The 16,233-nt window shown below is 67.9% G+C and carries 12 protein-coding genes; 5 read left to right on the top strand and 7 right to left on the bottom strand.

What is annotated here, in order from left to right; translation table 11 throughout:
* Positions 1-10: 10 nt before the first annotated feature.
* The 3 genes from OHB21_RS18860 to OHB21_RS18850 are packed head-to-tail and all read right to left on the bottom strand — an operon-like array spanning position 11 to position 4,165.
* Positions 11-703, bottom strand: a complete 693-nt coding sequence (locus OHB21_RS18860; protein WP_328435360.1) for a hypothetical protein — start codon at positions 701-703, stop codon at positions 11-13.
* Positions 704-729: 26 nt separating this feature from the next.
* Positions 730-3,132: a hypothetical protein gene (locus OHB21_RS18855; protein ID WP_328435359.1), complete on the bottom strand. Its 2,403-nt coding sequence runs from the start codon at positions 3,130-3,132 to the stop codon at positions 730-732.
* Between the two features lie 52 nt (positions 3,133-3,184).
* Positions 3,185-4,165: a hypothetical protein gene (locus OHB21_RS18850; protein WP_328435357.1), complete on the bottom strand. Its 981-nt coding sequence runs from the start codon at positions 4,163-4,165 to the stop codon at positions 3,185-3,187.
* A 294-nt stretch (positions 4,166-4,459) separates the two neighbouring features.
* Between OHB21_RS18850 and OHB21_RS18845 the strand changes: the two genes are divergently transcribed.
* The 4 genes from OHB21_RS18845 to OHB21_RS18830 all read left to right on the top strand — a co-directional run bounded on the left by OHB21_RS18845 (position 4,460) and on the right by OHB21_RS18830 (position 8,039).
* Positions 4,460-5,389, top strand: a complete 930-nt coding sequence (locus OHB21_RS18845; RefSeq protein ID WP_328435355.1) for a hypothetical protein — start codon at positions 4,460-4,462, stop codon at positions 5,387-5,389.
* Positions 5,390-5,430: 41 nt separating this feature from the next.
* The gene (locus tag OHB21_RS18840; RefSeq protein ID WP_328435354.1) at positions 5,431-6,615 is read left to right on the top strand and encodes an OmpA family protein; all 1,185 of its coding nucleotides are present in this window, start codon (positions 5,431-5,433) and stop codon (positions 6,613-6,615) included.
* A gap of 426 nt (positions 6,616-7,041) precedes the next feature.
* Positions 7,042-7,845 carry a hypothetical protein gene (locus tag OHB21_RS18835; protein WP_328435352.1) on the top strand — a complete coding sequence of 268 codons (804 nt, stop codon included), beginning with the start codon at positions 7,042-7,044 and terminating at the stop codon, positions 7,843-7,845.
* A 38-nt stretch (positions 7,846-7,883) separates the two neighbouring features.
* Positions 7,884-8,039, top strand: coding sequence for a hypothetical protein (locus tag OHB21_RS18830; protein ID WP_328435350.1), 156 nt, complete (start codon positions 7,884-7,886; stop codon positions 8,037-8,039).
* A 701-nt stretch (positions 8,040-8,740) separates the two neighbouring features.
* Here the strand turns inward: OHB21_RS18830 and OHB21_RS37535 are convergent.
* The 4 genes from OHB21_RS37535 to OHB21_RS18815 form a co-directional block, all read right to left on the bottom strand.
* Complete coding sequence (locus OHB21_RS37535) at positions 8,741-9,202, bottom strand: hypothetical protein (protein WP_407674973.1); 462 nt, start codon at positions 9,200-9,202, stop codon at positions 8,741-8,743.
* A 124-nt stretch (positions 9,203-9,326) separates the two neighbouring features.
* Positions 9,327-11,840 carry a GDSL-type esterase/lipase family protein gene (locus tag OHB21_RS18825; RefSeq protein WP_328435349.1) on the bottom strand — a complete coding sequence of 838 codons (2,514 nt, stop codon included), beginning with the start codon at positions 11,838-11,840 and terminating at the stop codon, positions 9,327-9,329.
* A 2-nt stretch (positions 11,841-11,842) separates the two neighbouring features.
* Positions 11,843-12,844, bottom strand: coding sequence for a PASTA domain-containing protein (locus OHB21_RS18820; protein ID WP_328435347.1), 1,002 nt, complete (start codon positions 12,842-12,844; stop codon positions 11,843-11,845).
* Positions 12,845-12,872: 28 nt separating this feature from the next.
* Positions 12,873-15,497, bottom strand: a complete 2,625-nt coding sequence (locus OHB21_RS18815) for a DUF4190 domain-containing protein (protein WP_328435346.1) — start codon at positions 15,495-15,497, stop codon at positions 12,873-12,875.
* Between OHB21_RS18815 and OHB21_RS18810 the strand changes: the two genes are divergently transcribed.
* Positions 15,490-16,155 carry a response regulator transcription factor gene (locus tag OHB21_RS18810; protein ID WP_328439988.1) on the top strand — a complete coding sequence of 222 codons (666 nt, stop codon included), beginning with the start codon at positions 15,490-15,492 and terminating at the stop codon, positions 16,153-16,155. The genes OHB21_RS18815 and OHB21_RS18810 overlap by 8 nt on opposite strands.
* Positions 16,156-16,233 lie beyond the last annotated feature (78 nt).

The following is a 16,233-nucleotide window of genomic DNA, read 5'->3' as shown; positions in this document are numbered from 1 at the left end:
CGCCGAGAAATCACCGTGGCCCGAATTCGCTGCGACCTTTCTCGAGCGGATGCGGCGGCACCGGTACGACCGGGACCCCGTATCCGGCGCGCAGGTCCGGCAGTTCAGGGTGGTGTCGTTGGAAGAAGCGCCAGTACCTAGCCACAACCTGCTCGGTGCGCGCTGTGCAGCGCCGAATCCGCAAGGCGCCCACCGTCACCCGGTCCGCGCGCCGTTCCTCCAAGACGGCGAGTTGTTCGGCGATCGCGGCGAGTTCCTCCGACCACCGCCCGAGCGCCGCGGCCCGGGCTCGTCGTGCACGCACGGCCGCCACGCCGTCCGCGCCGTCCTCGAGCGCCTGGTGGCTCGCGTCACTGAGTTGCTCGAGCACACGCTCGCGGCGCTCCACCTGCCGGGCGCGTTCCTGGTCGATCGGCGCGCAGTCCGCCGCGGTGCGCAACCGCTCGGACTCCACCATCGTCGCGTTGAGCGAGCACAGCTGATTCAGGTACGGTGTCAACCCCGTTTCGGGGTCGGGGGTGACACCGCGCTTCCCGTCGCGGCGGCCCGCCCACCCGGCCGCCCACCGATGCGGCAGCCGAGGGGCCAGGCTCACGACGGGATCGGTGACGTCCGGCGGATGCGGGGTAGGCGTCTGGCGGGCGGAGCGAGTGCCGAGCATCTGTGCGGCCTTTCGGATCGAGGTGTCATGCACCGTGATCATCCGGGACCGGTTTCGAGCTCGTTCGGCTACCGGGTGTGCGTGCGCCCGTGCAAGTGTGTACGCACCGCGTCGAGCTCGACACGTACCGCGGCGCTGCCATCGCCGGCGGCCGCGCTCGGCGACCAGAGCCCGAACGGCAGCCAGCCGTTGGTGTCGCGCCAACGCGGCCAAGCCTTGTCGATGTCGAGACCTGGTGCGGTGAGGCATCTCTCCAGGGGTGTGGACCCAGCTCTGTCGTGGAGCACGATCAGGGCGCGGTGCGCCGCTCCGACCAGATTCACCACGTCCGCGGCCTGGTTGAGAACGGAGGTGCGGAACCTCGACACCACCTTGCGGATGATTTCCTCGTCGGCGGTGGCGGGAAGTCCCAGCACATGCACCGAACAGCAACCCCACCGGCCGGTGAGGAGTAGGCCCGCGCGCAGGGCATGCAGCGTGCGTTGTTGGAGCGGTTCTCCGGAGAGCAGCGCGGTCGGCGGCGACGGTATGTCATCGTGTTCGCGGGTGTGCTCCGGCGCCAGGCTCTGGTCGAGTGCGAGCTCTGCAGCACTTCGCGGAGCGGGCCACCACAGCTGGATGTCCGCATCGTCGAGCCCGTCCAGCAGATGGTCGGCAACGAGGTGGATTCGTTCGTCCACACGCCGGGGACGGTCGAGGGTGTACCTCGGTGAGAGGAAATCGGTCCACGCGGGACGGGCCCGGACCGGTTCCGGCTGTGCGCAGTGGGCAACACGCTCGTCGGTGAAGCGCACCTCATGGCGGCGGCCGTCCAGTCCGACGTGTTGCACCCGCGCTGCGGACTCGCGAGCGCGGCGCACCAAGGCCGCCGTAATGCCCTTCGGACCCGGTGTCACCATGGCATCGGTCACGTCGACCAGTTCCACGGCCTCCCACCCCTCCCACTCGCTGAATCCCGCCGAGCGTCGAATCTCGGCGGGGAGATCGACCTTCCGCGCATACCCCCGAAGTTGTGCTTCCAGTTCGGCGCTGCGCACACCGACACCGACGACCCGCCTGCCACCGTGGTGGGCTGCTTCCGCGATGGACACCGCGACCGCGAGACGCACCCCGTTGAAGGGGATCAGGACGGCCTGGTCGATCGGTTCCAGTGCGTCGACGGCTTGCGACCGGTCACCCGCGGACTCATTGAGCCACTTCAGGATTCCGGTGCCGACCTGTGCATGCCCGGCCGAAACATCGAGCTGCCACGGCTCGATGCGTCCCAGCCACGGCGCCCGGTCGGTCAGGATCTGCACCGCGGCGACCAACTGATCCCAGCCCTGGTTGCCGATTCCACGGGCCGAGATCATGCCCACCACCGTCGCGGAGCCGAATACCGCCCGTGCGTGCACCGAACGCCTGCCGAGGCTCTGGTACGCCTCGGGCACACTGGATTTCACCTCGATGGCCAGCACTCGATGCTCGTGCCGCAACACCAGATCGAACTCCGCGAAATCCGAGCCCGCGAGCTTCACCTTGACCGAGAACAGAACTTCCAGCGTGGTCAGGTTGTGCTCCCGCACACAGCGTGAGACAACCGCCCAGGCGAGGATCTCCCGTAGCTTGCCGCGGACAAGGTGGGGCTTGCCCGCGGGTTTGGTCACCCACTCGGGCTCGGGCAGGCCCAACTGCCCGGCCAGCGCGGCCAGCCTGCATTCGGCTTCGGTCGCCACGCCGGACGCGGTTCCGTTACGGTCCGCTCGGTCCAGCAGCTGAATCAGGTCCTCGATCAAATTCTCGATCTCGGTGGGGCTCAACTTGATCGGCCCGCGTGCGGTGTGCCTGATCCAGAACCCATGCATCTGCGCGATATCTCGTAGACGCAGCCCGGTCGAATCGACCGGCAGCGCCCCCGCCCCCCTGGCGTTCGACCCCGTGACCAGGTAACCGGTGTCCGGATCGACGTAGGACCGCAACCGCGCTCCCGCATCGGCGCCATCATCGTGATCTTCCAGGTGAGCCGTGACCGCGGAAACGGTCATGATCTTGTTTCCGCCGCTGTAGTCCAACAGGTACTCGGTGCTGGGCGGAATCTTGCGACTCGGCCGCGCCTTGCCTTCCTTGGCGGGTGTGCCGTCCGCACCGACGTGCTCGGGGGCATCGTCCCGGACGATCAGATCCCCATTCCGGAGCCGTCGGCTCAGCCCCTGGAAGTACTCGAGAGTCGGCGCGAATTTCTCGGCCGCACCGCAGCATTCCGATTCAGCGAACCGCGGCATGGGCACGAGCGCGTCATTCTCGTGACGTGGCCTGCCGTATGGGCCGCACGCACTTCTCACCGCACGCGCGACGACATCCCTGATGGCCTCGGCCTCGGCCTCGGACCCGGTGCTGTGCACCAGCACGACATACTCCGCCCGCGTAGTCAGAATCGCGAGCGCGACCGGCAGCGGATTCAGTCCCACGGTCGCGACCAAGACATGCGGCACCCAGCACTCCTCTCACCCTGGAGGCGACCGTATCCCACCGCGTCGGTGCCCGTCAGGACAACAGTTGCCTCAGTTCGGTGATCCGCGCGTCGATCCGCACGATCTGCGCCGGCGTGGCGACCGTGCCGTCCGGCAGCAGGTAGCGTTCCAGACGAATGTCGAGCAGGAACCGGAGTTCGGTGCCCAGCGGCACCAACGGACCGGATGCGCTCGAAGCGCATGCGCGGTCGTAGCCGTTGTCCGACAGCGCATCCAGGCTGCCGAGCAGCAAGTCGTGCGCAGCCGACTGCCACCGGTCATAGATCGCCATCGCCTTGTCCAAGCGTCCGTACCGCGGTTCGCACCGCTCCCAGGTCGCCTGGTCGCGCACGACGCACAGATCCGCGGCGATCCGGTCATCGGGGACCTCGACCAGCGGGCTGGAGACCCGCTTGCCGCGGTAGGTCAACACCGCGAGATGACGCAGCCGCCCCACCTCGGTGGCCGGGTCCTCCATCCCCAGGGAGATGCGCGCGTCGGCCTCCATCCCCAAAGCCACTCCGCGAATCACGTACGTCGCGGCGGCCACCTGAGTGGGCGTGAACAACGGTTCGCCACCACCGCGGCACAGGCGCGTCAGCGTCCGGTCCAGTCGCGCACCGAATACGGTGTGGGTGTTGATCACTCGGCCGATGTCGGCGATGCTGTCGCGCAGCGCGAGTTCCACGTCCCGGCGTTTGGCCGGCGCGTGCGCCGCATCGGCGCGGAGCAACGCGACGACCGCCGAACGCAGCCTGGCGGAAACCACCAGCGCCCCGTCGTCTCCGGCCCCGTCGCGTTCTTCGGCGAAATGGTCCTCACACTGCGCCGCGCGCAACAAGTAGGCCAGTCCTCGCTCGACCTGTCGCTCGTAGAGCCACTCGGGGCGTTGCGAGCGGGGTCGCCCGGCCGACGTGGTGAGACGGGACGTCGGCATGTATTCACGCAGCCGACCGTGATCGCGCAGATAGCGGCTCGCCACGGTCATCGCGATCGAGGCCAGCTCCTCACGCACGGGTTCCGACGCGCAGCAGCAAGCCTCGGCGCGCCGGGCGCAGGAGGGACGTTTGTGGTCGAGGGCACGGGCGGAAAGAAACACGAGGGCTCCCATTCACACGAGGAGACGCCGCTGTCGGGATCTCCTGGGAGTGCCTGTCCGACCACTGTGCAGTTGTGTAGCCCGGCACGGTACCGGTGCCAGCAACTATCGCCGGACCGCCAGGTGGTTGTCAACCCCATGCCGCGCGGCGAAACCGGTCCATGACGAACTCGACGTGGCCGAGCAGCCGGGCCGCGGAAGGAGCAGATCATGAACGGACCCATCGCCCCTGGCCAGTTCGAGGGCGGCGAGCACTCCCAGCTGGCCACCCTTGCGCGCCGGCGCGCCGAGCGACTGAGGCGGCTGCTGGCGCTGCCCTTACCGGTGCTGGTTCTCCTCGAAATCGCCTGGTGCTCGGCGCTCTTGGTCGCGGCGGTCCTCGAGGTTCCCCTGCTCGAGACGGCGCTGGCACGGATCATGCCCGGCGCGAGTGATCTGCTGATCCGTATCGGTTCGATCGCGTTCGTGATCGTCTACGCCGTGCTGTGGCACGCGGTGGGACACCGGCTCGCCGATGCGCATCTGCTGTCGATGTCCACGACGACCGCGGGCCGAGCCGGCGTCGTCAGCCCGGCCTTCGGATGGATCGGCGTCGGCCTGTCCGTCACGTTGAGTGCCGCGTTGATCGGCGTCGCCATCCGGCGCGGCCAGTCGCTGGCCGACACCGCCGCTCAACGGGCGGCCGACAACGCCGCGCTGGACGCGATGACGACGCCGACCGAGCCGGAGCTCGACGGAATCCGTTCCGCGGCATGGCATGCGGCGTTCTGGCCGGATTTCGGCTTCACCGTACTGGTCATGGCGATGCTGGCGGCGCTGGCGGTCTGGATCGGCTACAGCTCGCCGGTACGGCACGAAGCGTTGAGCCTGCACGCTGCCCGCGCGGGCGCCGAGTGGGCCAACCGGCGCGCGGACACGCTGGCCGCGCACCACGGCAATGCGCTGCAGCGCTTGGAGTCCCAACGTGTCACCGCCCGCGAACGTGCCGAGCAGGCCGTGCGGCTGACCAGCGCGCTCGAGCACCGGTTCGCACGCGCCAAGCAGGTGAGCAGGCACCACATGGCCGAGCACCAGGGACGGCCCGACGCGACGACCACGCTGTTCCCACACGCCGACGACCAGCCGGAGGCGGGCAGTTGATCGTCATCGGGATCCATCCGTCGACTCGAAAGGGAAGGCCCGTGCCGGTCAAGAAGTTCGCGAGCACGCTCCTCGCCACCGCGTTGACAACGCTGGTGCTCACCGCGTGTGGGTCATCACCGACGCAGCCGCCGGGTGCCGCGCTTTCCTGCGACGCCGGCCGTGGCGCGCTGGTGATTGCCGCCTCGGGTCGCCACCATTCGGCACGTGCCCGTGTGGACGGCGAGTTGCGAGCGATCATCGAACGCGCCGTCCGGGCCGAGGCGCCGGTGTACATCGTCGGCGTGGACGGCGAACCCGCACAGACATGGAAACGGCCCGCCGGTGAGCCGCCCGCCAATGGCCCCGCACTGCAGGACTACGTCGACTCCGGCGTCGCGGCCGTCGCCGCGGCCCTGAGCCGGGTGCGTGCCGACGACCCACAGGTCGATGTTCTCGCGAGCCTGTCGACCGCGGCCCGCGTCGCGCGTGGCGCCGGCACCGACGTCGCCACGGTGGTGCTGCTCGACTCCGGCCTACAGACCATGGGCGCGTTGGATTTCCGCGTACCCGGCGTGCTGGCCGCCGACCCCACCGAAGTCGTCGAACACCTGCGCCGCGTCGGAGCACTGCCCGACCTCGACGGGGTGAACGTACTGCTCGGCGGCCTCGGCGCCACAACCGGAGCACAGCCACGGTTGAGCGACGCTCAGATCACGAACCTCGTCGCGATCCACACCGCGACGGCGACCGCGGCCGGCGCCCGGTGCGTAGCCGTGCTCGACACCGTCGCCGACCCCCTTCCGGTCGAATCACCGCACCCGGTCGACCTGGTGCCGGTACCGGCCGCACCCACGTTCATCTCCTCGCTCCGTCCGACGGTCTTCCACTCCGACACCATCGGATTCCACCCGGACAGCGAAGACTTCCTCGACGCCGCCCGAGCCGGCCAAGCGCTGACACCGATCGTGCGTGCCTTGCGCGCCGACCACTCGCTGCGCGTCACCGTCACCGGAACCTGCGCCAGCGGCACCGGACATGGGCGCGACCCGTTCGAGCTGTCCACCGCGCGGGCGAACGCCGTACGGGCGTTGCTGATTCGCGACGGAATACCCGGCGATCGCGTCCTCGCGGTCGGCGTCGGCACGAACTTCCCCGAGTTCGTGCCCGATCTGAGCGCCGCCGGAGAACTACTCCCCGGCCCCGCGGCGCTCAACCGCTCTGTCCGCCTGCTCATCCACCCCTGATCGGAGCCGAGATGCGCCTGGTGAACTGCACGCCGCACCAGATCGTGCTGCTCACGGCGAGGGGCCCGCTACGGTTGCCGCCCGCGCGTCGACCCGCACGATTGATCGACGAAGACGCCGCGACGACCTTCGCTGCCACCGCGCTACCCGTTCCCGTGATCGACCGGGTATTCGGAACCGTGGTCAGTGACCTGCCGGAACCGCGCGGTGACACCCTCTGCATCGTGTCGCGAGCACTGGCGGCCGCCTGCCCCGACCGCCCCGACCTCCTGGTGCCCGGCGCCCTCCGCGTACGACCGCCCCATGGCGAACTCGGTTGCACGACACTGATCCGGTTCCACCACCGCACCACCGGCATACCCTCAACAGGTGCGGACGTGGATCCTTGATCTGACATACAAAACCGGTCAGCTGGCGGACGACCGGATGCGACCCCCGCGGGGCACCCAACTGCGAGAGATGGGCATCGCCCTGCTCGGCGAGCACGCCACCGACACCGGCGCGCACGACGACGACCTCAAGCCCCGCGCCCTCTGGCTGAACCCGCCCGGCCCCCGACACCCCGGCCTGCTCCAGCTGACGTGGCTGTCCGACCACTGGCCACCACCCCGCACACCACCACGCGCCGGACGACTCAACTGGGGCCAAGGAACCAGCACCGTCGAATTCCGTTTACGCGCAGAGGCTTCCACGACCACCGCCACCGCGCTGCACCACTACTTCCACGAACGCAGCGACACCGAAACCTGGACGACCTGCCGCCTGCGCACACGCTCCGGAGTCCTCTTCAAACGCGGCCACACCCACTACCTCAACGCCGCCCACCTGCTCGACGCGACCATCAACCGATGGCACCTGGTGACCAGCTGGACCCCACCCGGCACCCCACGACGCGACCCACCACTACCCGTACCCGATCACGTGGCCATCCGGTTGCGAACCGGAACCGCCCTGACCGTGCGCCACTGCACCGCCGCATCCCCACACCAAATCGCTACCAAAGCCCAGCGCAGCACACCCGCGATCCGCGAGACCGCCCTGGAGTTCGACGTCGATCTACACTGCACCGCAACCGATACCGAAAGCCTGTGCTGGTTCCGCACCCTGCTCGCCTTCGCAGAAATCGCATCCCTCGGCCGCTACACCCCCACCGGCCTCGGCGCCGTCACAGCGACCCCCGCCGACGACGCCACCAACCTGGTCGAGCCAGAACTCGAAAGCGGTCCCTGACATAGAAGATGTCAGAACACCCAGGAAGGGAGCATCCCATGCCGATCGACCAGCCGCCGCTCACCCCACAGGTCAGCGAAGTGCGCTACGCGCAGGAGCAGGACAAACTCCGGCGCCGCCGCGACGAGGAACGCAAGAAAGCACTCGCCGCCGAAATGCGCCGCAAGGCGCAGGAGACCAAGCAGGACAAGTAAGGTCTCCAGCATCGAGGGTCGCCACCACCACACGGAGGCGACCCTCGATACAGAACACACTCGCGCCGTTGACACACGCGGCGCCGACAGCGGATTCGCCCAGTCAGCGAACACGAAAAGCGCACCCCAACCATCCGACCACGCGATCAGACCCTGAACGCTGGGCCACGACCGCAGTAGTGCCCGGTTGGTTCTCACCGACCAGGCCGATGAACCGACGCCCGTTAAGATCCGAGCGCGGCAACTACCTGGGCCACCGCGATAGCCACGACACCGCCACACCGCGGTTCGCGCGCGACACGCCTGCTCAGCCACCTCTTGTCCCGAGTTCGAATTCCTCGATGAGTGAAAATGCCGTACGGCCCACGCCTTCGGAATAACAACTCATCGGAAACTCTCAAAATCTACATCGGCACACCAATCGTCGAGGTGCCGCCTATTCACATATTCCAACCTGCGCGAATCAATTCCATTTCAAGATCCACTAGCGCGGAACGTCGAATCAACACAATCCAATAGCCCGAGTAATTTACCCACCCTTCCAGGTCATGCTCGCACGCAACCGACAAGAAGGAAGGAAGAGGCAATGAGATTCAGTATCTGTTCCCTTCCGAGATGCGCCCTCGCGCCGCATAGGAGAATTCAATGCAGGTCGCAGCATTTAGGTTTCTGTTCCCTTCCGGGACGCGCTCGCGCAGCAATCAGGTCAACCAGTCCGTCGCAAACGTTGCGTTTCTGTTCCCTTCCGGGACGCGCTCGCGCGCAACGTTATCTAGGCCAAGAGCGTGATGCCAAGGAGAGTTTCTGCTCCCTTCCGGGACGCGCTCGCGCGCAACAACGAAAGGATACCCTATGGGTGTCTCGCTGACGTTTCTGTTCCCTTCCGGGACGCGCTCGCGCGCAACAAACACATCGTTGGAGGTCATTATGTGGATGAGGTTTCTGTTCCCTTCCGGGACGCGCTCGCGCGCAACGGTATAATGAACAAAACAGTTACATGGATGAGCAGTTTCTGTTCCCTTCCGGGACGCGCTCGCGCGCAACAGCTCCTGAATTTTACCCCCTCCGACCTGCGTCTTCACCACCGGTTCGCACGCACCCCCGCACTTGCGGCCCTTGTCGCGGTCGTCGATCAGGTGCAGGCGTGTGACCAGCGCAAACACGTGCATGCACCTCCTTCGGACGTCTCGTTCGGCGTGTCGGCGGGCAGGGAGTGGTGTCACGGTTGGCGCCATCGACCAAGCCAGGGTGGATCGACGTGCCGATGGTACGCAAGGTCCTTGCCGACTACGTTTCCACGGCAGAGACGGTTTCACTGTCTGCGAGCCGCGAATCAGCGCGTACCGCTCGTCGGCGTACCAACAGAACCCGCACCGCGAGAATCCCCGCGGCCGCGATGCAAACGGCCGAGCCCACTGCGATCATCCACCACCACCAGGGCAGCGGCGGCGCCACGCGCAGTGCGATGGCGTATTCGGTGACCTCACCGGATTCCGACACCAAGATGACGTGCAGGGTGTGGCGTCCCGTGGTGAGCCTGGTGGGCAGGTCGATCCGTAGTTCGGAAGCTCCGGCGCCCACTTCGCCGCCGCCGAGCGCGATGGGTGTGCTGCGTACTTCTGCCCAGTAGGTGCTCGGTCTGGACGCGGTGACGTGCACGGTGATGCACTGCCCCGGCCGGACCGAAAGGTCGAGGTCGGCCTGGGTGAGCGCGAGGGGTTTGCATGTCGGTTCACCGGTGATGACGTTGGGTGCGGTGCGCGCGCGGTCGCCGCCGGCGCCGGTCGGCGCCGCCGGTCCGCTCGACCACGAGGCGATGGCTCCCGCGATCCGCGTGTAGCCGAGCTCGGTGGGGTGGACCAGTTCCTGGGCGAGCGCCGTCCGCACCACCATGTCGGCGGCCGTCTTTCCCAGCGCTTCGCCCAGCCCGATGCCGGTGATGCCGGATTCGGTGTCGCACAGCGTGTTCGACGGCTGCATCGCGTACTCCACCGCGTCGATGAAATAGATGCCGCGACCGTCGGATACGGCGTCGGCGACCGCATCGCGCAGGACGGCGTTGAGTTCCCGCACCACCTTGTTGGCGAAAGTGACCTCCCGCGGCGCGAACTCGCCGCAGCCGATGCCGAGTACCTCGGGGAAGACCTTCGGGTATCCGAGCACGAATAGTGGTGCCTCGTGTCCACGCTCGGCGACCGAGTGGCGAACGTTGATCGCGTCGTAGAGCTTGCGGTAGGTGTCGGGCAGTTGCGTGCCCAGCGCGCTGAGTCGGGTGGCGAGGCCGGTCGCGTTGATCCGCTCACCGATCTCCATCCCCGCGGCGGTGGCGTCCTGTTGACCGCATTCGGTGTCGGCGACCAGCGTGGCGGGTCCGCCGTCCACCGTCGACGGCCCCGCGATATGCAGCTCCGCCCGGTTGATCCACACGCAATCTGCGACGACTCCGGCGAAACCCACGTCGTTGCCGCCTATGCTGACGAAGGCAGCGTCAAGCGCCGTACCGTTGCGACTCATTTCCTCGACCTGCGACATGATCGGCATCTTCAGCGGATACGGTCCGAACAAATGGTGCTGGACCGCTCCGGAGCAGGCGAAGTTCAATGTTCGTCGCGCACTGAAAAGCTGTGCGATGTGGGTGGATTCGGACCGATGGCAGCGCCGGTCGACCTTGTCGCTGCCCGGCAGATATGAACCGGCGCCTTCCCCGGACGCGTACGAGTCACCGAATACGCCGACCTTCGTCTCCGGGTCCCGGAGCAGCTCGGCGAGCAGTCCGCCCGCGACGTCGCCGTACGCGCCGGACTTCACCACCGTGATTTTCTCCTCGCGACCGCCGTACGCGCCCGATGCCGCGGTGGCGATGATCCGATATGTCGCGGTTACGCTGTCGTCGGTCATGGCGACCGGCAGCTTCCAGGTGAACTCACCCGCCTGTCCTGGCGGAAGGTTGCCGATTCGCACCACCGGTGGGGCGACCCTGGGGAACATCTGGGCGCCATCGACGAAGGCGAGCGAGATACGCACGTCTTTGGCGGATTCGGTGAGCGAGGTGTTGCGCACCGTCAGCGCCACGGTCGCGATACCGCCGCCGATGATTTTGGCGGGTGCGCTGACAGTGACGTCCAGGTTGCGCTGGGTGAGTTCGGCCAGTGCGTCGATCAGGTCCTGCCCGTTCTCCGCGCTGATGTAGCGCCCTTTGGTGGCGTCCACGATGCACTGGACCTCGTCGCGGCCGCTGCCGGACAGTTCGAACCCGACTCCGTGCACCTGGAGATCGAAGCCGTCCGCGACGATTTCCTTCGCGACCGCACAGGGGTCACCGCCGCAGGTGCTCTCTCCGTCCGAGACCAGCACCATCGTCGCGCCGGTGAATCCCTTGTCGGACAACGCTTTCGCCGCAGAACGCAGGGCCGGGGCCGTCGGTGTGCCGCCCGTGGGTCGCAAGGCGAGCACATCGGCGACGAGCCGGGAGCGCAGGTCGGAGTCGAGCGTGCGCATATCGAGTCCGGGCAGAAATCCGGCACCGGCACAGTCGTCACCGGCCGGGTAGGTCCACACGCCGACCGTCGCGCCCGCGGACATGCGCTGCACCGCCCCGAGCACCGAGCGCTTCGCGCTGCTGAGCTTGTGGACACCGTTGGAATCCGAATCGCCCATGGAGCCCGATGTGTCGAGCACGAGTAGTAGCGGGGCATCCTTGGTGGCGCCGACGGGTTGTGCCGCTGTCGGTGCCGGGTGCGGGCCGAACAGCGCGGAGGCCATTGTTATCAGAAGGACCGCCGCGACGGCGAACAGGCGCATGCTCAGTTCCCCTCGGTGAGGTCGATGATCGCGTCCTGGCTGCCGCGCACGGTTCCGGTCACGGTCAGCGACTCCGGTTTTCCGTCCACCGGAGTGATCACCATGGAGACTTGGAGGGCCCCCGATATGCGGGCGGTGAGCGTCTCTGTCGACCCGAATGCCACGTCCACCGTGCCGGACGGCCTGCCGTCGACGAAGATCTCGACCCGCACCGAGCTGCCGGGTTCGGTATCGGTGGGCAGGCCGAAGGTGAGCTCCAATTCGTCTACGGCGCCGGCGAATTCCCACATCGTGGCCCGGGGCCGGGCGCCGGGCCGGGTGTTCACCGAGCACGACAGCGCGTTGTCCCGCTTCGCACCCGCCTGTGTGTAAGAGCCGGTGCTACAGCCGTTCTCGGACGCCCTGAGGTCCGAGACGTAGGCGGTGGCGGGCGAGTCGGCGACGGTGACGGTGACCGTGTCGGTGAGGTCCTGGCCCGGCGCGGGCTCTATGCCGAGCACGGTGCCGGGCGCGACGTCGGGGACGTAGCGCCGCACGAAGACCGGCTGCGTTCCGAGTTCGATCAACTGGGAACGGATCTCGGCTTCGGTGCGCCCGTCGACCGCGGGCACGGCGGCTGGGGCGGAGATGGTGAGTGTCACCGTCTCCGGGTTGAGCGCACCGAAGGCGGGCTGCTGTTCGATGACGATGCCCGGCAGGCCCGCGTACGGGCGGACATCGGTTGTGACGCGGGCGCTCGAACTGCCGGAGTCGGCCAGGACCTGGCGCGCGACGTCCTCGGTGAGCCCGCGGACGTCGGGCACGGCCCCGGACTCGGCCGGAGCGTCGACAGCCGGCGCGTCGCCTCCATTCGTAGCGTCGGCCGCGTCGACGGTGGTGTGGGCGAGACGGGTGTTGTTCGCCCAGAAGCCGACGGCGACTCCTGTGCCGAAGAGTCCGATCAGCACCAGCGCCAGGGCCGCGGCGGCGGCGCGGCGGCCGGGCTTCTTTCCATCCGTTGTCATGCGATGTCGTTCCTGTCCGGGTGGGCGGTCAGATCCTGGTGAGGCACAGCACGACCCAGCCCGAGGTGGCAGAGCCGGTCCGCACCCACGTCAGGTTTCCGCATGCCGAGGTGTTGCTGGCGCGGCTCGAAACGCGGTGCGTGGCACTGCTGTTCGAGCAGGGCCGGGGGTAGACAGTGGTGTTGGAGGTACCGTCGGCGCGCCTGGACCCTTCGATTCGCTGGAGGCACGATCCGACGGCGGCGTTGCGGATCGCTTGATCGGTAGCGGCCGAGTCGGCGGTCGTGGTGGTGGTCGGATTCCAACTCGTCGTGGGGGTTCCGGTATGGAAGCTCGGGTAGTCACTCTGCGAGGAGAGTGCGAAGAGCCCCGTGAACAGGGACACGTAGAGAGCCGCCACCAATACGGTCGCGACGAGGCTGAGATAGCCGACGACGAGGCCCGCGACGGCCAGGCCGCGTCCGTCCTCCCCCCGCCGCCGGATCTGCCCGAGCGCGACGTGACCGAGGATCACCGCGACGGGTGAGCAGCCGACCAACGCGACCACGAGCGAGATGATCGCGAGCGGATTCAACTCGGGCCGTGGATATCCCTGCATCGGGTAACCAGGTGGTGGGATCGCGGCCGCACCGAGCGGGGCCGGATGCCGAGTTGCCTGTGCGGAATCCGCGGCGACGAGTGTGCGTGACCCGTCGCCCGACACCGGCCCGTTGGACGTCGACGGAGTTTCGCCGGTATTGCCTGCTGAGGCAGCGGCATGCCCCTCGGGCATAATCGGCGACTCCGTATCGGCGGCGCCGGCCCCGGCTACGGTGAGGTCCGCAACCGGTACTCCACCGGGTACCGCCGTCGCGCCGCCCGCGACCGCGGTACCCGCCGATCCGCCGCCCGGCATCGCACCGCCGGAGACCGCGGCACTGGAGCGAGCCTCCTCGGGCACCACGACGCCGGGGACCACCGGATGCGGCCCGGACATGGCGGTATTCGGCTCGACCGGGTGGTGGACACCCCGGCCAAAGGCCGCAGCAGCGAGCGCGGCCCCGGTCAGGGCGACCGGAACCACCACGTCCAGGTAGCCGTTCAGATATCCCTGCGAGGTGCGCAGGGCGATCGGCGCGAATGCCAGCAGCGCGGCGGGGAGAACCAAGGCGAGCAGAACAGCGCTGGGCGGAGGAGATCCGTCGGCGCGGTGGCGCCAGAGAACGACTGCGACGACGGTGAGCACGATCGTCGGCGCGGAGGTCGCCGCCACCGCGACGGCCGTCGACCACGGGGCACCCATCCGCCCGAACGCGCCTGCGAAATCCTTCACTACGCCCGCCGTCGCGCACGCCACCGCGAGCACCAACAGCGCGCGCCCGGCGGCGACCCGATCGAAGTCCGCCCCGTACCCCCCAGGCCGCCCTGCGAACTCATAACGCGCGCAGGCGTGTCCGGACACAGCAGCGAGCACCACGAAGACCCCCGGCAGATACGGGTTGTTCCCGAGGAACTGGATACCCTCCCGATAGGTGAACTGCGCAAGGACACCCGCGGCGAGCAACACCGCGGCGACGGCGATCAGCCCCGATCGTGCAGCGATCGTCTCGCGCACGCCCGGCAGCACGACCGTCGCGGACAGCACCAACGTCAGTAGTGCGGTCACACCGTAGTAGAACAGCGGATGGAAGTACTCCGAGCCGATGCCCTGCCAACGCAGTTGCAGCGCCATGGCCAGCGCCGCCGAGAGCCCCGCGGTCCCGATCACCGCGATCAGCGCACCCTGCCGCACGATCCGATATCGCCGCGCCGTCGCATCCGCGATGGGGTCCCGCGTCATCACCGGTGGCCACGCCGCCAGCACTGCCGCCGCGATACCGAACAGCGCGCCCGGCCCGACACCCGCGTGCGACACGATATGACTGCGCAATTCCCACGCGTCGAAGAACTGACGCACCCCGAAAATCAAGTCGTTGGCTACCACCAGCGCGGCGAGGAGCAGCAATGGCGCGTTGAGCCCGACCGCCGCCACGGCTCTCGTTCGCGCGGGCAGCGCCACGTACGGCAGCAGCGCGGAAGCCGGCGTCAGCAACAGGCTCACGACCATGAGCAGCGCGAAGAACACCGGACCTTCGGTGATGCGCCACTGGTTCGTCCACGGCAGGAACAGCGCGAACAGCATCAGCCCCGCGACCGAGACGATATGGACCGCCATAACGCGCCCGTCCGGCGCGACCGCCGGCACACCGCGCGCTATGCCGGGCTGCTCACCCCATCGGGGTCCCGCGTCCCCGTGCTGCTCCATCGAACGGCTCCCACTCTCCACCGGCCCAGGCATCAGACGAGTGGCACACCGCCCCGCGTTTGCTGCGTTTGCCGAGAGTAGCCCGAACGAGCGGATTCTCGTGTCGGTTGTTCGACCGATTTTCGGTTCGCCGCCACACTCCACCCGGTCCACGCGTCGGAAGAACGCGTTCTCATTCGAACGAATGATGGCGCGAATCGTTGCCACTGGGTAACGCGACGTCGCAGAATTCAGATAGGCCGAGCGCAGTGATCGACCAGTGTTGTTCCCCAGCTGCGTCTTTCGTCCAGCTTTCCGCGCCACGGATCTCCGTCGGCGGCAACCGCGTGCGTGGCACGCCCGTTCGGACCGCGAGGTGTCGATGCACAAACGTCCCACTCGCATCGGCGTCGTCGAGGACCATCGGGTCACCATCGCCGGCCTGCGCCAGATATTGGCGGGCGAAGCCGATCTGGAAATCGTCGCGGATGCACCCTCCGTGGCCGAATTACTGGCCGTCACCGACCAACTGGACCTGGTTATTCTCGATCTGCGTCTGCCGGACGGCTCATCACCCATAGCGAACGTGGAGCGGCTGCGGCGGGCAGGCATCGAAGCACTGGTGTTCACCTCGGGCGATGAACCGTATCTGGTGCGCGCCGCCGCCAGGGCCGGGGTCCTCGGCGTGGTCCGCAAATCCGAACGCGACGACGTGGTCGCCGCCGCTGTGCGCAGCGCAGCGCGCGGCGAGCCGACACCGACGATGGATTGGGCCGCGGCGATCGATTCCGATGACAAACTCGCCGACGTCGGATTGAGCCCACGGCAACGCGAAGTGCTCGCGCTCTACGCGTCAGGGGAGCCTGCGGCGCGGGTGGCACGGCTGGCTGGTCTCAGCGAGGACACGGTAAACGCCTATCTCTCACGCATCCGGCAGAAATACGCCGAGGCCGGTCGACCCGCGCGTTCCAAAACGGACCTGTACAAGCGCGCACTGGAGGACGGATGGTTGCCGATACCGCGGCTGTCTCGTCGCAAGTGGCGATAGCGCCGGATTCGGATAGGGCTCGGGGGGCGGCCGAGATCCGGATCGCGCGGCTATTCGGACGGTTCATCGGCTCCGGAT

Origin of the sequence: Nocardia puris, assembly GCF_036051655.1 — a bacterium.
GTDB lineage: Bacteria > Actinomycetota > Actinomycetes > Mycobacteriales > Mycobacteriaceae > Nocardia > Nocardia puris.
The sequence above is the reverse complement of the archived record's forward strand: the minus strand, read 5'-3'. Positions and strand labels throughout refer to the sequence as shown.